Source organism: Streptomyces sp. NPDC001513, assembly GCF_042894695.1.
Classification (GTDB): domain Bacteria; phylum Actinomycetota; class Actinomycetes; order Streptomycetales; family Streptomycetaceae; genus Streptomyces.
The window spans coordinates 383,047-402,116 of the sequence record NZ_JBIAVU010000007.1; the positions used below are offsets into that span (position 1 = coordinate 383,047).

Annotated in this window: 14 protein-coding genes; 8 read left to right on the forward strand and 6 right to left on the reverse strand. The window is 70.1% G+C overall.

Going from position 1 to position 19,070, the window contains the following annotated elements; genetic code table 11:
- Window positions 1-238: 238 nt before the first annotated feature.
- The 6 genes from ACFYZ4_RS18245 (at window position 239) to ACFYZ4_RS18270 (ending at window position 8,753) form a co-directional block, all read left to right on the forward strand.
- Complete coding sequence (locus ACFYZ4_RS18245) at window positions 239-1,453, forward strand: ROK family transcriptional regulator (RefSeq protein WP_351287472.1); 1,215 nt, start codon at window positions 239-241, stop codon at window positions 1,451-1,453.
- A gap of 117 nt (window positions 1,454-1,570) precedes the next feature.
- The gene (locus ACFYZ4_RS18250) at window positions 1,571-2,686 is read left to right on the forward strand and encodes a substrate-binding domain-containing protein (RefSeq protein WP_351585532.1); all 1,116 of its coding nucleotides are present in this window, start codon (window positions 1,571-1,573) and stop codon (window positions 2,684-2,686) included.
- A 163-nt stretch (window positions 2,687-2,849) separates the two neighbouring features.
- The gene (locus ACFYZ4_RS18255) at window positions 2,850-3,638 is read left to right on the forward strand and encodes an ATP-binding cassette domain-containing protein (RefSeq protein ID WP_351287476.1); all 789 of its coding nucleotides are present in this window, start codon (window positions 2,850-2,852) and stop codon (window positions 3,636-3,638) included.
- Between the two features lie 26 nt (window positions 3,639-3,664).
- Window positions 3,665-4,957, forward strand: coding sequence for a sugar ABC transporter permease (locus ACFYZ4_RS18260; RefSeq protein WP_390784380.1), 1,293 nt, complete (start codon window positions 3,665-3,667; stop codon window positions 4,955-4,957).
- Between the two features lie 262 nt (window positions 4,958-5,219).
- On the forward strand, window positions 5,220-7,136 hold the full coding sequence (gene dxs, locus ACFYZ4_RS18265; protein ID WP_351287478.1) for a 1-deoxy-D-xylulose-5-phosphate synthase: 1,917 nt from the start codon (window positions 5,220-5,222) through the stop codon (window positions 7,134-7,136).
- Window positions 7,137-7,268: 132 nt separating this feature from the next.
- The gene (locus ACFYZ4_RS18270) at window positions 7,269-8,753 is read left to right on the forward strand and encodes an amino acid permease (protein ID WP_351287479.1); all 1,485 of its coding nucleotides are present in this window, start codon (window positions 7,269-7,271) and stop codon (window positions 8,751-8,753) included.
- 81 nt (window positions 8,754-8,834) lie between these two features.
- On the opposite strand, the gene ACFYZ4_RS18275 is transcribed toward ACFYZ4_RS18270, so the two are convergent.
- The 3 genes from ACFYZ4_RS18275 to ACFYZ4_RS18285 form a co-directional block, all read right to left on the reverse strand.
- A complete protein-coding gene (locus tag ACFYZ4_RS18275; protein ID WP_351287481.1) occupies window positions 8,835-9,875 on the reverse strand; it encodes an LCP family protein in 1,041 nt (346 codons plus the stop codon).
- Between the two features lie 91 nt (window positions 9,876-9,966).
- A complete protein-coding gene (locus ACFYZ4_RS18280; protein ID WP_390784345.1) occupies window positions 9,967-12,096 on the reverse strand; it encodes a 3-hydroxyacyl-CoA dehydrogenase NAD-binding domain-containing protein in 2,130 nt (709 codons plus the stop codon).
- The gene (locus ACFYZ4_RS18285) at window positions 12,093-13,319 is read right to left on the reverse strand and encodes an acetyl-CoA C-acyltransferase (protein WP_351287485.1); all 1,227 of its coding nucleotides are present in this window, start codon (window positions 13,317-13,319) and stop codon (window positions 12,093-12,095) included. Before ACFYZ4_RS18285 ends, ACFYZ4_RS18280 begins: the two co-directional genes overlap by 4 nt.
- A 320-nt stretch (window positions 13,320-13,639) precedes the next feature.
- Between ACFYZ4_RS18285 and ACFYZ4_RS18290 the strand changes: the two genes are divergently transcribed.
- On the forward strand, window positions 13,640-14,809 hold the full coding sequence (locus ACFYZ4_RS18290) for an alpha/beta fold hydrolase (RefSeq protein WP_351287486.1): 1,170 nt from the start codon (window positions 13,640-13,642) through the stop codon (window positions 14,807-14,809).
- Window positions 14,810-14,870: 61 nt separating this feature from the next.
- Here the strand turns inward: ACFYZ4_RS18290 and ACFYZ4_RS18295 are convergent, their stop codons facing one another.
- The 3 genes from ACFYZ4_RS18295 to ACFYZ4_RS18305 form a co-directional block, all read right to left on the reverse strand.
- Window positions 14,871-16,154: a ribonuclease D gene (locus ACFYZ4_RS18295; RefSeq protein WP_351287488.1), complete on the reverse strand. Its 1,284-nt coding sequence runs from the start codon at window positions 16,152-16,154 to the stop codon at window positions 14,871-14,873.
- 150 nt (window positions 16,155-16,304) lie between these two features.
- A complete protein-coding gene (locus ACFYZ4_RS18300) occupies window positions 16,305-16,967 on the reverse strand; it encodes a response regulator transcription factor (protein ID WP_007267191.1) in 663 nt (220 codons plus the stop codon).
- A 251-nt stretch (window positions 16,968-17,218) separates the two neighbouring features.
- Window positions 17,219-17,875, reverse strand: a complete 657-nt coding sequence (locus ACFYZ4_RS18305) for a DUF3000 domain-containing protein (RefSeq protein WP_351287489.1) — start codon at window positions 17,873-17,875, stop codon at window positions 17,219-17,221.
- Window positions 17,876-17,966: 91 nt separating this feature from the next.
- Here ACFYZ4_RS18305 and hemE point away from each other — a divergent pair, with 91 nt between their 5' ends.
- Window positions 17,967-19,031: a uroporphyrinogen decarboxylase gene (gene hemE, locus ACFYZ4_RS18310; RefSeq protein WP_351287490.1), complete on the forward strand. Its 1,065-nt coding sequence runs from the start codon at window positions 17,967-17,969 to the stop codon at window positions 19,029-19,031.
- Window positions 19,032-19,070 lie beyond the last annotated feature (39 nt).

The window sequence follows — 19,070 nt, forward strand, 5'->3', positions numbered from 1 at the left end:
GGCCGCAGAGGACCGGCGCCTCAGCGACCGTAGCACGATCCAGGGGGACGGTTCCCTCCCCCTTTCGGCCAGTACGGCCGTTTCGTGCCGTGTCAGCCTCTTGACGTGTGGATGCGCAAAGGCTCGACTTAAGGTTCACAAGTTGGAGAGACGCCGGGGTCTCGAAGCGCGAAACCGCGACGTGTCCCGGCCGGGGGGCGACGGCTTGCCGTCGCTTATGGGCAGGAGTGGATGAGTCGTGCAGACTCCCGGATCGCAGTCCTCGCTGCATCGCGCGAATCTCGAACGGGTCGTGCGGGCGGTGCGGCTCGCGGGATCGCTGACCCAGGCGGAGATCGCCCGCACCACCGGACTGTCGGCGGCCACGGTCTCCAACATCGTCCGGGAACTGAAGGAAGGCGGGACCGTCGAGGTCACCGACACGTCGGCGGGGGGCCGGCGTGCGCGCAGCGTCTCGCTCAGCGGTGACGCGGGGATCGTCATCGGCGTCGACTTCGGCCACACCCACCTGCGGGTGGCGGTGGGGAACCTGGCCCATCAGGTGCTGGCCGAGGAGTCCGAGCCGCTGGACGTCGACGCCTCCTGGGCGGACGGCTTCAACCGGGCGGAGGCCCTGGTCGGGCGGTTGATCGCGGACATCGGGGTGGGGCTGGAGAAGGTCATCGGCGTCGGTCTCGGCGTGCCGGGCCCGATCGACGTGGAGTCCGGGACCCTGGGCTCGACCGCGATCCTGCCGGGCTGGGCGGGCATCAACCCCCGCCAGGAGCTCTCGCAGCGCCTCGGCGTGCCGGTGTACGTGGACAACGACGCGAACCTCGGCGCCCTCGGTGAGCTCGTTTGGGGGAGCGGGCGGGGAGTAAAGGACCTGGCGTACATCAAGGTGGCCAGCGGCGTCGGCGCCGGCCTGGTCATCAACGGCCAGATCTACCGCGGACCGGGGGGCACCGCGGGCGAGATCGGGCACATCACGCTGGACGAATCGGGCCCGGTCTGCCGCTGCGGCAACCGCGGATGCCTGGAGACCTTCACCGCCGCCCGGTACGTCCTGCCGCTGCTCCAGGGCACGCACGGACCGGAGTTGACGATGGAGCGGGTGGTCGAACTGGCCCGGGACGGGGACCCGGGCTGCCGCCGCGTGATCACGGACGTGGGCCGCCACATCGGCAGCGGCGTGGCCAGTCTGTGCAACCTGCTGAACCCCAGCCGGGTGGTGCTGGGCGGCTCGCTCGCGGAGGCCGGTGAACTCGTGCTGGCGCCCATCCGTGAATCAGTGGGGAGGTACGCGATTCCCAGCGCGGCGCGGCAACTGTCGGTGCTGACCGGGTCCCTGGGCGGACGGGCCGAGGTGCTGGGCGCGCTGGCGCTCGTACTCAGCGAGATGGGCGATTCGACGCTTTTGTCAGACCATGGAAGTGGAGTGCGAGCTCCCGCCGTCTTGCCTTCAGGTAGATAACGGATGGCACCGTTGTCATCTCGTTAAGGATTCACTCCTTGACGGCAAAACGCGGCCGGGGTTGACTCACATCCACCTCGGCCGCAGTGCTGCGGCCTCGTCAGGGAGGTTCAAGTAATGAACACGCGTATGCGCAGAGCCGCCGTAGCTGTTGCCGCCGGTGCCATGGCCGTTTCGCTCGCCGCTTGCGGCAGTGCGAAGGAGGCCGGCGACACGACGAAGGAGTCCTCCGGCGCTGCCAAGGGCGACGCGATCAAGGTCGGTCTGCTCCTGCCGGAGAACCAGACCGCGCGTTACGAGAAGTTCGACAAGCCGCTCATCGAGAAGAAGGTCGCGGAGCTCACCGGCGGCAAGGGCAAGGTCGTCTACGCCAACGCCAAGCAGGACGCGACCACGCAGAACTCCCAGGTCGACACGATGATCACCAACAAGGTGGACGTCCTGATCGTCGACGCGGTGGACTCCAAGGCCATCGCCGGCTCGGTCAAGAAGGCGAAGGAGGCCGGTATCCCGGTCATCGCCTACGACCGCCTGGCCGAGGGCCCGATCGACGCGTACACCTCCTTCGACAACGAAGAGGTCGGCAAGGTCCAGGGCAAGGCGCTGCTGGAGGCGCTGGGCGACAAGGCCAAGGACGGCCAGATCGTCATGATGAACGGCTCGGTCACCGACCCGAACGCCAAGCTCTTCAAGTCCGGCGCGCACTCCGTCCTCGACGGCAAGGTGAACGTCGGCAAGGAGTACGACACCGTCGAGTGGAAGCCGGAGAACGCCAACACCAACATGGCGGCCGCGCTCTCCGCGCTCGGCAAGGACAAGGTCGTCGGCGTCTACTCGGCCAACGACGGCATGGCGGGCGGCATCATCACCGCCCTCAAGGCCGCCGGCGTCGACCCCCTGCCGCCGGTCACCGGCCAGGACGCCGAACTCGCCGGTGTGCAGCGCATCGTCGCGGGCGAGCAGTTCATGAGCGTCTACAAGCCCTACGCTCCCGAGGCCGAGGCCGCCGCGAAGATGGCCGTCGCCCTCGCCAAGGGCGAGAAGCTCGACGGAATCACCACCTCCACCGTCGACAGCCCGACCACCAAGGGCGTCGCGTCCGTGCTGATCCCGGTCGTCTCGCTGACCAAGGGCAACATCAACGACACGGTCGTCAAGGACGGCGTCTACTCGGTCGCCGAGATCTGCACCGACAAGTACGCGGCGGCCTGCGCCGCGGCCGGTCTGAAGTAGCGGCCCCCGTCGCCTCCTCGCGAGGCGGCCCCCCGTGCCTGACCGGCGCCCCGCCCACTCATCCCCGCCACGCGGCGGGGCGCCGGGCAGAAACGATCCTCCCCCCATTCGCCCCGCTCCTGCTCTTTTGCACGACATCCCCGCCGGTCAGGCGGCGAAGGAGATGGTTCATGTGTCCGCTGCGCCCGTGCTGGCGTTGCGAGGGGTCTCGAAGCGGTTCGGCGCCGTTCAGGCCCTGACCGACGTAGAACTCGAGATCCACTCCGGTGAAGTGGTCGCCCTCGTCGGCGACAACGGTGCCGGAAAGTCCACGCTGGTCAAGACGATCGCCGGCGTGCACCCCATCGATGAAGGTGTCATCGAGTGGGAGGGCCGCCCGGTCTCCATCGGCAAGCCCCATGACGCCCAGAACCTGGGCATCGCGACGGTCTACCAGGACCTGGCGCTGTGCGACAACATCGATGTCGTCGGCAACCTCTTCCTCGGCCGCGAACTCAAGCGCCACGGCGTCCTCGACGAGGTGGAGATGGAGCGGCGCGCCCGCGAGCTCCTGACCACCCTGTCCATCCGGATCCCCAGCGTCCGTATCCCCATCGCCTCGCTCTCCGGCGGTCAGCGCCAGACCGTGGCGATCGCCCGCTCCATGCTGGGCGAGCCCCGGCTCGTCATCCTCGACGAGCCCACCGCCGCGCTCGGCGTCGAGCAGACCGCACAGGTGCTCGACCTGGTGGAGCGGCTGCGCGAGCGCGGTCACGCCGTCATCCTCATCAGCCACAACATGGCCGATGTGAAGGCCGTCGCCGACAAGGTGGCGGTCCTGCGGCTGGGCCGCAACAACGGTGTCTTCAACGTCGCCGACACCTCGCAGGAAGAGATCATCTCCGCCATCACCGGTGCCACGGACAACGCCGTGACCCGCCGGGCGGCCCGCACCTCGGAGGCCGGCAAGTGAGCACCCAGAACCCCGCCACCGACCCACTGGGCAAGGGCGGCCCCGCCGGATCGCAGGAGTACATCGACCCGGTCAACCCGGCGGCCGCCCACGACGCGATCCCGGCCGTGGACCCCCGCCTCCTCGTCAGGGAGCAGGGCCTCGCCGGGTACGTGGGCGAGTTCAAGCGCAAGATGAAGGCCGGCGACCTGGGCTCCATCCCGGTCGTCATCGGTCTGATCGTGATCTGGTCCATCTTCCAGGGCCTGAACTCGAACTTCCTCTCCCCGGAGAACCTCACCAACATCGCGATCACGATGACCGCCACCGGCATGATCGCCATCGGCATCATCTTCGTGCTGCTGCTCGGCGAGATCGACCTCTCGGTCGGCTCCGTCAGCGGCGTCTCGGGCGCGATCGTCGCGGTCCTCGCCGTCACGCACGGCGTGAACGAGTGGCTGGCGATCCTGGCGGCCGTGGCCGGCGGCGCCGTGATCGGCTCCATCCACGGCTTCTTCTTCGCCAGGATCGGCGCCCCGGCCTTCGCCGTCACCCTGTCGGGCCTGCTCTTCTGGCTGGGCGCGATGCTGCAGATCCTCGGCAGCAACGGCACGATCAACATCGACTCCGACGGCGTGGTCGGCCAGCTGACCACGTACTTCTTCTCGGACGTGGCCGTCGCCTACGGGCTGGCCGCGCTCGCGGTGGCCGGCTACTTCCTCGCGGCCTACTTCGACGCGAAGCGCCGCGACGCCGCCGGGATGCCCTCCCGGCCGCTCGCCGAGATCCTGCTGCGCACCGGCCTGCTCGCCGTGTTCACCTTCGGCCCCGCCGTGGTGTTCAACCAGTACAAGGGCCTGCCGCTCGCGGTGGTGCTCTTCCTGCTGGCGCTGGTCGTCACGGACTTCGTGCTCCGTCGCACGACCTTCGGGCGAAACGTTTTCGCACTGGGTGGCAGCGTCGAGGCCTCCCGCCGTGCGGGCATCAACGTCACCCGGATCCGGATCACGGTCTTCGCGATCTCCGGCACCTTCGCCGCCATCGGCGGTCTGTTCTGGGCCTCCAAGATCGCGGCGGCCAACCAGAGCGCCGGCGCCGGCGACCTGCTGATGAACGTGATCGCGGCGGCCGTCATCGGCGGCACCAGCCTCTTCGGTGGCCGGGGCCGGACCTGGAACGCCCTCCTCGGCGTCATGGTCATCATCTCGATCCAGTACGGTCTGGCACTGGAAGGCATCGCGACGCCGATCCAGTACATGATCACCGGTGCGGTGCTGCTGACCACCGTGGTGATCGACTCGGTCTCGCGCAAGACCCAGAAGACGGCCGGACGCGCCTGACGGCGCGGCCGACTGCCCGCCGGAGCGGCATCCGGCGGTAAGACCGGTCACAGTGCCCGGCGCCACTTCACGTGGCGCCGGGCATCCGTGCGTACATGTGCGGGTACTCCTGTGCGGGTATACGCCCGTATGTGATGTGTGGCCGCGCGGTCGTGCGTACATGTATGACAAAGGTGTGACTCCGCCGGGACGGCCCGATGACCGCGCCGCGCAGCGGAACATTAGACTCGACAGACCAGCAAGCAACTGCAAGGAGGCACGGGTGCTGCTGACCCGCATCAAGGGACCGCGCGATCTGGACCGGCTCAGCCAGGAGGAGCTCGACCAGCTCGCCGCAGAGATCAGGTCCTTCCTCGTCGACGCCGTCTCCAAGACCGGCGGGCACCTCGGCCCCAACCTCGGCGTGGTCGAACTGACGATCGCCCTGCACCGGGTCTTCGAATCGCCCAAGGACAAGGTCCTCTTCGACACCGGCCACCAGGCCTACGTCCACAAGCTGCTCACGGGCCGCCAGGACTTCGGCAACCTGCGCTCCAAGGGCGGCCTGTCCGGCTACCCCTCGCGCGCCGAGTCCGACCACGACGTGATCGAGAACTCGCACGCCTCCACCGTGCTGGGCTGGGCCGACGGCCTCGCCAAGGCCAACGAGGTGCTCGGCCGCGAGGACCACCACGTCGCCGCCGTCATCGGCGACGGCGCGCTGACCGGCGGCATGGCCTGGGAGGCGCTGAACAACATCGCCGCCGCCAAGGACCGCCCGCTGGTCATCGTCGTCAACGACAACGAGCGCTCGTACGGCCCCACCATCGGCGGCCTCGCGAACCACCTGGCCACCCTGCGCACCACGGACGGCTACGAGCGCTTCCTGGCCCGCGGCAAGGAGATCCTGGAGCGCACCCCGGTCGTCGGGAAGCCGCTCTTCGAGACCCTGCACGGCGCCAAGAAGGGCCTCAAGGACTTCATCGCCCCGCAGGGCATGTTCGAGGACCTGGGCCTGAAGTACATCGGTCCCATCGACGGCCACGACATCGTGGCGCTGGAGTCCGCCCTGCAGCGCGCCAAGCGCTTCAGCGGCCCGGTCATCGTGCACTGCCTCACCCAGAAGGGCCGCGGCTACACCCACGCGGAGCAGGACGAGGCCGACCGTTTCCACGGCATCGGTCCGATCCACCCCGACACCGGCCTGCCCGTCTCCACCGACGCCGCCAGCTGGACCTCCGTCTTCGCCGACGAGATGGTCAGGCTCGGCAAGGAGCGCAAGGACATCGTCGGCATCACCGCGGCCATGCTCCAGCCGGTCGGCCTGAAGAAGTTCGCGGACGCCTTCCCGGACCGGATCTACGACGTCGGCATCGCCGAGCAGCACGGCGCCACCTCGGCGGCGGGCCTGGCCACCGGCGGCGCCCACCCGGTCTTCGCGGTGTACGCGACCTTCCTCAACCGCGCCTTCGACCAGGTCCTGATGGACGTGGCCCTGCACAAGTGCGGGGTCACCTTCGTCCTGGACCGAGCCGGTGTCACCGGCACCGACGGCGCCTCCCACAACGGCATGTGGGACATGTCGATCATGCAGGTCGTGCCCGGTCTGCGGCTGGCCGCCCCGCGTGACGCCGAGCAGCTGCGCGCCCAGCTGCGCGAGGCCGTCGAGGTCAAGGACGCGCCGACCGTCGTCCGCTACTCCAAGGGCGTCGTCGGCCCGGCCGTGCCGGCCGTCGGCAAGGTCGGCGGCATGGACGTGCTGCGCGCTCCCGGCGCCGACGTCACCCGCCCGGACGTACTGATCGTCTCGGTCGGCGCGCTCGCCCCGATGTGCCTGGAGATCGCCGACCTGCTCGACAAGCAGGGCATCACCTCGACCGTGGTCGACCCGCGCTGGGTCAAGCCCGTGGACGAGGCGCTGCCCCCGCTGGCCGACCGCCACCGCGTGGTCGTCACCGTCGAGGACAACGGCCGCACCGGTGGCGTGGGCTCCGCCGTCTCGCAGGCCCTGCGGGACGCGGGCGTCGACGTACCGCTGCGCGACTTCGGCATCCCGCAGCGCTTCCTCGACCACGCCTCCCGCAAGGAGGTCATGGCCGAGATCGGGCTGACCGCTCCGGACATCGCACGGCAGGTCACGGGCCTGGTGGCGAAGCTGGACGGGCGCTACGACAGCGAGCCGGCCGCCGCCGTCGACTAGGACGGGTACCGGCCACTAGATCGCCGCGCGGTTGCACGTCACGGGCCGGGAGATCACCCTTGAAGGGGTGGGCCTCCCGGCCCGTTCGCGTGCGTCGACACCTGTTTCGGAGGTGCGTCGGTGAGTAGGGATATGAACAGCCCCTTCCGCACCAAGACGGTGGAGCAGTCCATCCGCGACACTGAGGAGCCGGAACACGCGCTCCGGAAGTCGCTCTCCGCCTGGGACCTGACGGTTTTCGGTGTGGGTGTCATCATCGGCACCGGCATCTTCGTCCTGACGGGCATCGCGGCCCGCAACAACGCCGGACCCGCCACCGCCCTCGCCTTCGTGGCGGCGGGCATCGTCTGCGCTCTCGCGGCGCTCTGCTACGCCGAGTTCGCGTCCACCGTGCCGGTGGCCGGATCCGCGTACACCTTCTCGTACGCCTCCATCGGTGAGCTGCCCGCGTGGATCATCGGCTGGGACCTGGTGCTGGAGTTCGCCCTCGGCACCGCCGTCGTCGCGGTCGGCTGGTCCGGGTACGTACGCCACCTGATGCACACCAACCTGGGCTGGGACCTGCCCACCGCGCTGTCCGGACCGGACGCCGGAGGACACTTCGACCTGCTGGCCTTCCTGCTGATCCTGGCGCTGACGGCGATCCTGGTCGTCGGCACGAAGCTCTCGGCGCGGATCACCGCGGTCGTGGTCGCCATCAAGGTCTTCGTGGTCCTGCTGGTGATCATCGCGGGCCTGTTCTTCATCAAGGCCGACAACTACTCGCCGTTCATCCCCCCGGCCCAGCCACAGGAGGCGGGCAACGGCCTGCACGCGCCACTGGTCCAGCTGATGTTCGGGTACGCGCCCACCAACTTCGGCGTCATGGGCATCTTCACCGCGGCCTCGCTCATCTTCTTCGCCTTCATCGGCTTCGACGTCGTGGCCACCGCCGCCGAGGAGACCAAGAACCCCCAGCGGGACATGCCGCGCGGCATCCTCGGTTCGCTGCTGATCTGCACGGTGCTCTACGTCGCCGTGACGCTGGTGGTCACCGGCATGCAGAAGTACTCGGAGATGTCACCGACGGCGCCACTGGCCGAAGCGTTCAAATCGGTGAACCAGCCCTTCTTCTCCGGTGCCATCAGTCTGGGTGCGGCCGTCGGCCTGATCACCGTGAGCATGATCCTGCTGCTGGGCCAGACCCGCGTGTTCTTCGCGATGAGCCGTGACGGACTGCTCCCGCGCGTCTTCTCGGTCACCCACCCCAAGTACCGCACCCCCTACCGGGCGACCCTCCTGCTCGGCTGCATCATCGCCGTCGTCGCCGGCTTCACCAGTCTGGAGAAGCTCGCGGAACTGGTGAACATCGGCACCCTGTTCGCCTTCGTGCTCGTCGCCCTCGGCGTGATCATCCTGCGCCGGACCCGCCCCGACCTGCACCGGGCGTTCCGCTGCCCGTGGGTGCCGGTGATCCCGATCCTGTCGATCGCGGCCTCGTTCTGGCTGATGCTCAACCTGCCGGCCGAGACCTGGATCCGCTTCGGCGTCTGGATGGCCATCGGCGTCGTCGTCTACTTCGCCTACGGACGCTCGCACAGCCGCCTCGGCAAGGTCGGCGCCAACGCGGAGTTCTAGAACACGGGATTCCGCCGGTGGAACGACGGAAGCCGGCCGTACGGGTCACCCGTACGGCCGGCTTCCGTGTGCGCGGGCCCGTCAGCCCTTGGCGGGGGAGTCCTTCGCCGAGGCGGGGACCTTCTCGTCCTTGCGCAGGGCGTCCCACAGCTGGGTGGCCTGCGGCTCGGCGACGACCACGCGGTTCGGGTCCACCTTGTCGTAGGCGACCGGCAGCATGATCGTCTCCATCGTGTCCGGGTTCACGCCCTTCATGCTCTGCGCGAAGTCGGACAGCGCGGTGAGCGAGGCGAGGTCGGAGTCGGTGGTCAGCGACTTGGTCCCGGCGTCCGCGAGCTTGTACAGCCGGGCCGGGTTGCCGAGGGCGTCCTGCTTCTTGATCTCCGACAGCATCGCCAGCATGAACTGCTGCTGCAGGCCTATGCGCCCGAGGTCGCTGCCGTCGCCGTAGCCGTAGCGGGTACGGACGAACTTGAGCGAGTCGGTGCCGTTCAGCCGGTGCGTGCCCGCGTCCAGCTTCAGGCCGCCCTTGGCCCCGCTCATCGGCTTGTCGAGGGTGACGGTGACCCCGCCCAGCGCGTCCACCAGGCCCTTGAAGCCGGCGAAGTCGACCTCGACGAAGTGGTCCACGCGTACGCCGGACATCTGCTCCACCGTGTTGACCACACAGGCCGGACCGGCGAGCGAGTACACCGAGTTGAACATGACCCGCTTGGCGGACGGCAGCGTCTTGCCCTTGCCGTCCTTGCACTCGGGCCGGGTGATCAGGGTGTCGCGGGGGATGCTCACCGCGGTCGCCTTGGCCCGGCCCTCGGGTATGTGCACCAGCATCGCGGTGTCCGAGCGGGCGCCGCTCACGTCGCCGTGGTCGAGATCGGCATTGGCGCCGGCGCGCGAATCGGAACCGAGCACCAGGATGTTCTGCGCGTTCGCGACCACCTTCGGGGGGCGGTTGTCCCCGATCGCCTGATCCAGGTCGACGCTGTCGATGTTGCCGTTGAGATGGCTGTACGTCCACCAGCCTGCCCCGGCCGCGCCCAGGATCAGCACGGCGACCAGCAGCAGGGTGATCCGCAGAATGCGGCGTCGGCGGCGCCTGGGCCGCGCGTGCGTTTCCGTCATGGGGGTGAATCTTAGACAGATATTCGAACGGCCGAAGCCCGCCCCCCGAAGGGGGCGGGCCAGGCCGTGGAACGCCCGTCTGCGACCCGGACTAGGCCGGGACGCTCGCCAGGCCGGGAGCGAGGAACTTCTTGCCGTTCACGCGCTCCGAGACGCCTTCACGGTCCAGGTACGGCGTGATGCCGCCCAGGTGGAAGGGCCAGCCGGCACCGGTGATGAGGCAGAGGTCGATGTCCTGGGCCTCGGCCACGACACCCTCCTCCAGCATCAGGCCGATCTCCTGCGCCACCGCGTCCAGGACGCGGTCGCGGACCTGCTCCTCGGTCAGGACGGAGTCGCCCTGTACCAGGAGGGCGGCGACCTCGGGGTCCAGCTCCGGCTTGCCGGAATCGTAGACGTAGAAGCCGCGCTTGCCGGCCTTGACGACGGCCGCGAGGTTCGGGGAGACGGTGAAGCGCTCCGGGAAGGCGCGGTTCAGGGTCTCGGAGACGTGCAGACCGATCGCCGGGCCCACGAGCTCCAGGAGCACCAGCGGGGACATCGGCAGGCCGAGCGGCTCGATGGCCTTCTCCGCCGTGACGACCGGGGTGCCCTCGTCGATGACGTTCTGGATCTCGCCCATGAAGCGGGTCAGGATGCGGTTCACGACGAACGCCGGGGCGTCCTTGGTGAGGACCGCGGTCTTCTTCAGCTTCTTGGCGACACCGAAGGCCGTGGCCAGCGAGGCGTCGTCGGTCTGCTCGCCGCGGACGATCTCCAGCAGCGGGAGGATCGCGACGGGGTTGAAGAAGTGGAAGCCGACCACGCGCTCCGGGTGCCGCAGCTTCGAGGCCATCTCCGACACCGACAGCGAGGAGGTGTTGGTGGCGAGGATCGCGTGCGCCGGGGCGACCGCCTCGACCTCCGCGAACACCTTCTGCTTGACGGACATCTCCTCGAACACGGCCTCGATGATGAAGTCCGCGTCCGCGAAGCCCTCGGCCTTGTCGAGCACACCGGTCACCAGGGCGGTCAGGCGGTTGGCCTTGTCCTGGTTGATGCGGCCCTTGCCGAGCAGCTTCTGGATCTCGGCGTGGACGTAGCCCACACCCTTGTCCACGCGCTCCTGGTCGATGTCGGTGAGGACCACCGGCACCTCCAGGCGGCGCAGGAAGAGCAGCGCCAGCTGCGAGGCCATCAGGCCCGCGCCGACGACGCCGACCTTGCTGACCGGACGGGCCAGGGACTTGTCCGGGGCACCGGCCGGGCGCTTGGCGCGCTTCTGGACCAGGTTGAAGGCGTAGATGCCCGAGCGCAGCTCGCCGCCCATGATGAGGTCGGCCAGGGCCGTGTCCTCGGCGTCGAAGCCGGCCTGGAGGTCGCCCGACTTGGCCGCGGCGATGATGTCCAGCGCGCGGTAGGCGGCCGGAGCGGCGCCGTGCACCTTGGAGTCCGCGATGAAGCGGCCCTTGGCGACGGCCGCGTCCCAGGCCTCGCCGCGGTCGATCTCGTCGCGGACGACCTCGGTGGTGCCGTTCAGGACGTTCGCGGTCCACAGGAGCGACTGCTCCAGGAAGTCCGCGCCCTCGAACAGCGCGTCCGCGATGCCCAGGTCGAAGACCTGCTTGCCGCGCAGCTGCTTGTTCTGGTTGAGCGAGTTCTCGATGATCACCGAGACCGCGCGCTCGGCGCCGATCAGGTTCGGCAGGATGGCGCAGCCGCCCCAGCCGGGAACCAGGCCGAGGAAGACCTCGGGCAGCGAGAAGGCCGGGATGGCCTTCGAGACGGTGCGGTAGGTGCAGTGCAGGCCGACCTCGACGCCGCCGCCCATCGCCGCGCCGTTGTAGTAGGCGAAGGTCGGGACCGCGAGCGCGGAGAGGCGCTTGAAGACGTCGTGGCCGCCCTTGCCGATGGCGAGCGCCTCGTCGTGCTTCTTCAGCAGCTCGACGCCCTTGAGGTCGGCGCCGACCGCGAAGATGAACGGCTTGCCGGTGATGCCCGCGCCGACGATGGAGCCGGCGATGGCCTCCTGCTCGACCTGGTCGATCGCCGCGTTCAGGTTGGCGAGGGACTGCGGACCGAAGGTGGTCGGCTTGGTGTGGTCGAAACCGTTGTCCAGCGTGACGAGCGCGAAGCGCCCGGCGCCGAACGGCAGGTCCAGGTGGCGGACGTGCGCGGCGGTGACGACCTCGTCCGGGAACAGCTCGGCCGCACCCTTCAGGAGCTCGGCGGTGGTGCTCACTTGGCGTCTCCCTCGGCGGTGAAGTGCGGGTTCTCCCAGATGACCGTGGCGCCCATGCCGAAGCCGACGCACATGGTGGTCAGGCCGTAGCGGACGTGCGGCTGCTCCTCGAACTGACGGGCCAGCTGCGTCATCAGGCGCACGCCCGAGGAGGCGAGCGGGTGACCGAAGGCGATGGCGCCGCCGTACTGGTTCACGCGGGCGTCGTCGTCGGCGATGCCGTAGTGCTCCAGGAAGGCGAGCACCTGCACGGCGAACGCCTCGTTGACCTCGAACAGGCCTATGTCCTCGATGGACAGGCCGGCCTGGGCGAGGGCCTTCTCGGTGGCCGGGATCGGGCCGTAGCCCATGACCTCCGGCTCGACACCGGCGAAGGAGTACGACACGAGGCGCATCTTGACCGGGAGGTTGTTCTCGCGGGCGAAGTCCTCGGACGCGATGATCGCGGCGGTGGCACCGTCGTTGAGACCGGCGGCGTTGCCCGCGGTGACCCGGCCGTGCGTACGGAACGGGGTCTTCAGGCCGGCCAGGTTCTCCAGCGTGGTGCCCGGGCGCATCGGCTCGTCGGTGGTGACCAGGCCCCAGCCCGTCTCACCGGCCGCCTCGTTGGTGTTGCGCACCGAGATCGGGACCAGGTCCTGCTGGATCTTGCCGTCGGCGTACGCCTTGGCGGCCTTCTCCTGCGAGCGCACGGCGTACTCGTCGGCGCGGAGCTTGGTGATCGTCGGGTACCGGTCGTGCAGGTTCTCGGCGGTCATGCCCATGAACAGGGCGGACTCGTCGACCAGCTTCTCGGAGACGAAGCGCGGGTTCGGGTCCACGCCCTCGCCCATGGGGTGGCGGCCCATGTGCTCGACACCGCCGGCGAGGGCGACGTCGTACGCACCGAAGGCCACACCGCCCGCGACGGCGGTCACGGCGGTCAGCGCGCCGGCGCACATGCGGTCGATGGAGTAGCCCGGTACGGACTGCGGGAGGCCCGCGAGGATGCCGGCCGTACGGCCCAGCGTGAGGCCCTGGTCGCCGATCTGCGTGGTCGCGGCGATGGCGACCTCGTCGATCTTCGCGGGGTCCAGGTCCGGGTTGCGGCGCAGCAGCTCCCGGATCGCCTTCACGACGAGGTCGTCGGCGCGGGTCCCGTTGTAGATGCCCTTCGGGCCCGCCTTGCCGAACGGGGTGCGGACGCCGTCGACGAAGACGACGTCCCTGACGGTACGAGGCACGTTGGCTCTCCTCCAGGTGCGGGTGTGCACTGCTGCGCGCGGGGGCGTTCGGCATGCGTTGCTGAGCGCCCGCTCACCCGACCATGCTACTTGCGGGTAACCATTGTGGACACCCCCTCCCCCAGGAGCGGTGAAGGTCACACTCCGCCCGCATCGGCGCGATCGCGCGCCCCCGTCCGATCGGACCCGGCGGGCCAACCCGTTCAGGTCACGTGTGGTGGGTGCCCGGCCGTGGTCGTGGCATTTCCCCCGGACCGTCCCGATCCTGACCCGGCCGGAGCGTCCCTCCTCCGGCTGAGTCGACGGATCGGATGCCAGAGATGCCCCCCACCACCCCGGCCGTGAACCACCAGGTCCCGCACACTTCGACCGTCCCCGCCAACAAGGGGCAGGCCGTCAAGCTGTTCGTGCGCGAATACGACGGCACCCCGACGGGCGCCAACGCGCAGCGCAAGGCCGTTCTGATGCTGCACGGCCGGAGCGTTCCGTCGGTCGTGGCCTTCGACCTCCAGCACGACGGAGGCAAGTACAGCTGGGCGCGGTTCCTGGCCGACGCGGGATTCGACGTCTTCCTCATGGAGCTCACCGGATCCGGCCTGTCGCCGCGGCCGGAGATGGACAAGCCCCGCAACGCCAACCCGCTGCACCAGGCCATCCTGATCCCGAACCCGCTGCCGGACGCCAGCCCGCCGCCCTACCCGCACGAGCTGGGCAACTCGGAGAGCGAGTGGGGCGAGGTCGACACGGTCGTCGAGTTCATCAGGAGCCTGCGGGGCGTGGCCAAGGTGTCCCTCGTCGGCCAGTCGGCCGCCGCCTTCGTGTTCGGGCCGTACGCGATCCAGCACCCCGGGAAGGTGGAGAGCCTGCTCCTCCTGGCGCCGATCTATCCGCCCGACGGCCGGGCCGGCGTACCGCCCCACGGCTTCGGCGCGCCCGTCCCGATGTTTCCCGTGTCCGAGCCGCCGTCCCTGTTCGGCTTCCCGATGAACCTGACGAGCCGGACGGGTCTGGAAAGCGCCTGGGACAAGGAGGTGCACGGCAAGAAGCAGCGGGCGGCCGGCATGGTCGAGGCGGTGTGGAAGGAGTGCATGGACATCGACCCGGTCGGCCGGACCTGGGGCGGCCCGGTCGCCGGGTCGCCCGAGGGCGTCCTGCGGTTCCGCAACTCCTACTGGTGGGGCTGGAACAAGGACACCGTCCCGATCGGCGGCGTGCTCGGTGAACAGGTCCCGGTGATGATCGTCTACGGGGAGCACGACCAGACGGCGAACTCGCCCACCTTCTCCGTCCCGGCGTTCTACGACGCGATCCCCGGCGTCCGCAAGCTGATGTTCCGGGTGGCCGGCGCCGGACACTCCATGGTCTGGGAGCGCCAGCACAAGGTCCTGCACCGGCTGTCCAAGCGGTGGCTCAAGCACACCAAGGTCGACGACCTGGAGAAGGGCAGCTTCTACGTGGACGAGGACGGCGCCTACACGGACACGGTCTGACGAGGCCCCCCGGCGCCGAGCCGAGGGGCCGGACCGGGGGGTTCCACCGCGTCGGGGCGGGTCAGGCCGTGGCCGCCAGGGCCGGGACCAGGACCGGCGTCACCTGTTCGATCTGCCAGGCGCGGGCGCCGTAGCCGGCCAGGGCCTGTGCCACCGTGTCCGCGTCGAGCCGCTGCGGCGGCTCCCAGCACAGCCGGCGGACCGTGTCCGGGGTGATCAGGTTCTCCTGGGGCAGGTTCAGCGCCTCCGCGAGCGCCGAGACGGCGGCGCGGGCCGCCGACAGCCGGGCCGCAGCGGCCGGGTCCTTGTCCACCCAGGAGCGCGGCGGCGGCGGACCGGCCGGGGTCGCCCCCGGCTGCGGCAGCTCGCTCTCGGGCAGGGCCTTCGCCCGGTCCACGGCGGCCATCCACTGGTCCAGCTGGCGCCGGCCCATCCGCTGCCCGTAGCCGGGCAGGGCGGACAGGGTCTGCACGTTCGCGGGCAGGGCCAGCGCGGCCTCGACGATCGCGGCGTCGCCCAGCACCTTGCCGGGTGACACGTCGCGCCGCTGTGCGATCCGGTCCCGGGACTCCCACAGCTCCCGTACGACCGCCATCTGACGGCGCCGGCGCACCTTGTGCATGCCCGACGTACGGCGCCAGGGGTCCTTGCGGGGCGGCGCGGGCGGGGCGGAGGCGATGGCGTCGAACTCCTGGTGGGCCCACTCCAGCTTGCCCTGCCGGTCCAGCTCCTTCTCCAGCGCGTCCCGCAGGTCCACCAGCAGCTCCACGTCCAGAGCGGCGTAGCGCAGCCACGGCTCGGGGAGCGGGCGGGTGGACCAGTCGACGGCGGAGTGGCCCTTCTCCAGCGCGTAGCCGAGCACGCTCTCGACCATCGCGCCGAGTCCGACCCGGGGGAAGCCGGCGAGGCGGCCGGCCAGCTCGGTGTCGAAGAGGGAGGTGGGCACCATGCCTATTTCCCGCAGGCAGGGCAGGTCCTGGGTGGCGGCGTGCAGGATCCACTCGGTGCCGGACAGGGCCTCGCCCAGCGAGGACAGGTCGGGGCAGCCCACGGGGTCGATCAGCGCGGACCCCGCACCCTCGCGGCGCAGCTGCACCAGGTAGGCGCGCTGGCCGTAGCGGTATCCGGAGGCTCGCTCGGCGTCGACGGCGACGGGGCCGGTGCCCGCGGCGAAGGCCGCGACCACTTCGGCGAGGGCGTCCGCGTCGGCGACCACCGGCGGGATCCCCTCACGGGGCTCCAGCAACGGAATCGGCAGCCCACCGGGCGGAACAACGACGTCGTCCGGGGGGCCGCCCCCGGTGGTGGTGCGCAGGTCTGCTGCGGTCTCTTGGGCGTCGGTCACCGGTCAAGGGTATCCGTGTATACGACGCGCCCGTCGCCGGAACGTTCCGGCGACGGGCGCGAGCAGTATGCGGGGAGTTTTCCGGGGGTATCCCGGGAGGTTCCCCCGGACCGGGTCCGGGGGTCGGTATCCGGGAGTTCCGCCCCGCGCTCAGTGGATGATCCCGGTGCGCAGCGCGACGGCGACCATTCCGGCACGGTCACCGGTGCCCAGCTTGCGGGCGATCCGGGCGAGGTGGGACTTGACGGTCAGGGCGGACAGGCCCATCGAGACGCCGATGGCCTTGTTGGACTGGCCCTCCGCGACGAGGCGCAGGACCTCGACCTCGCGGCCGGAGAGCTCGCGGTAGCCGCCCGGGTGGCTCGGGGCACCCGGGGGGCGGCGGTGCATACGGGCGGCCGCGGCGCCGATGGGGGCGGCGCCAGGGCGGGTGGGGAGCCCGATGTTGGTCCGCGTACCGGTGACGACGTAGCCCTTCACTCCGCCCGCGAGGGCGTTGCGCACGGCGCCGATGTCGTCGGCGGCGGACAGGGCCAGGCCGTTGGGCCAGCCGGCGGCGCGGGTCTCGGAGAGCAGGGTGAGACCGGAACCGTCGGGCAGGTGTACGTCGGCCACGCAGATGTCGCGCGGGCTGCCGACGCGGGGGCGGGCCTCCGCGATGGACGACGCCTCGATCACGTCACGTACTCCGAGGGCCCACAGATGGCGGGTCACGGTGGAGCGGACGCGCGGGTCGGCCACGACGACCATGGCCGTCGGCTTGTTCGGGCGGTAGGCGACCAGGCTTGCGGGCTGCTCGAGAAGAACGGACACCTAGGCCTCCTGGGGGAGTGGCGGGACGGCCGGCTCGGGGAAGGAAGCCGGTGCGAACCGTACGGATGGTCACTGACTCCTTCGGCACGTCACCCGCCCGGCTTTAGGGAATGATCACGATTTGGTGAGTAACAATTCGGGCAATTCGGACGCACGATCGATCATCGGGTGATCAGAAGCCCGCATCGGACGCCGCCTTCCGACACCCACGGCGCGAGGTGGTCGGCGGAGGCGGCCGTACAGCCCTGCGGCTACGGGTGGTGCGGACCGCGCCGCTGTGGCAGGGAGACGACACCCGTGACGGTGTCCGTCGGACCCGTCGGCGGCAGTCCCGCGATCTGGCACAGCAGCTCGCACCACGCCGACAGGTGCGCCGAGGTGTCCGGCACCCCGCCCACCCCCTCGCGGGGCGTCCACGAGGCTCTGATCTCGATCTGCGTGGCCGGGCGCCGCTCCGCGAGCCCGCCGAAGTAGTGCGAGCCGGCCATGGTCACGGTCCCGCTCGCCTCCCCGTACGTCAGCCCGCGCGCGTCCAGCGCACCCGTCAGCCAGGACCAGCACACCTCGGGGAGGAGCGGGTCCGCGGCCATCTCGGGCTCCAGCTCCGCCCGTACGAGCGTCACCAGCCGGAAGGTCCCGTGCCAGGCGTCGTGCCCGGCCGGATCGTGGAGCAGGATCAGCCGCCCGTCGGCGAGATCGTCCTCACCGTCCACCACCGCGGCCTCCAGCGCGTAGGCGTGCGGCGCCAGTCTCTGGGGCGGTTTCGTCGGGTCGATCTCGATGCCCGGGCGCAGCCGCGCCTTCTTCAAGCCGTCGACCGCCCGGCGGAACGGGAGCGGGACGGAGCTCTCCTTCGCGCTGTCCGTACCGTCAGCGCCATCTGAAAATCGTCCCTGAGCCGCAGCCATGCGGGGAAGACTAGGCGGTATGTGCGGCCGTACGGCGCAGGGACACCCGCGCCGGGTCGGGCACTTCTTCATACGTGCGAAGATTTGGGTCGTGAGCGCCAACGAACGCCCCACGGGCCAGCCGAGTCAGACGTACGATTCCGCCTTCCTGAAGGCGTGCCGGCGCGAGCCGGTGCCGCACACCCCGGTGTGGTTCATGCGGCAGGCCGGGCGCTCGCTCCCGGAGTACCGCAAGCTGCGCGAGGGCACGCAGATGCTGGAGTCCTGCATGCGGCCCGACCTGGTCACCGAGATCACCCTGCAGCCGGTGCGGCGCCACAAGGTCGACGCGGCGATCTTCTTCTCGGACATCGTGGTCCCGCTGAAGGCCATCGGCGTCGACCTGGACATCAAGCCGGGCGTCGGCCCGGTCGTCGCCCAGCCGATCCGCCGCCGCGAGGACCTCGCACAGCTGCGCGACCTCACCCCCGAGGACGTCTCGTACGTCACCGAGGCGATCGGCATGCTCACGGGTGAACTGGGTGCCACGCCGTTGATCGGATTCGCGGGCGCGCCTTTCACCCTTGCGAGCTACCTCGTCGAGGGCGGCCCCTCGAAGAACCACGAGCACACCAAGGCCCTCATGTACGGGGACCCGGAGCTGTGGGCCGACCTGCTGGACCGCCTCGCGGAGATCACCTCCGCCTTCCTGAAGGTCCAGATCGAGGCCGGCGTCTCCGCCGTCCAGCTCTTCGACTCCTGGGTCGGCGCGCTCGCCCCGGCGGACTACCGCCGCTCGGTGATGCCCGCGTCCGCGAAGGTCCTGGAGTCCGTCGCCTCGTACGGGGTCCCGCGGATCCACTTCGGCGTGGGCACGGGCGAGCTCCTCGGCCTCATGGGCGAGGCCGGCGCCGACGTCATGGGCGTCGACTACCGGGTCTCGCTGGACGAGGCCGTCCGCCGCGTGGGCCCCGGCAAGGCGCTCCAGGGCAACCTGGACCCGGCGGTGCTCTTCTCCACGCCGGAGGCGGTCGAGGCCAAGACGGACGAGGTCCTCGCGGCCGCGGCCGGCCTGGAGGGCCACGTCTTCAACCTGGGCCACGGCGTCCTCCCGACGACCGACCCCGACGCGCTGACCCGCCTGGTGGACTACGTCCACACCAAGACGGCCGTCTGACCCGAGCAGGACCGAAACGTCGGCTCGTGCACGGCACGG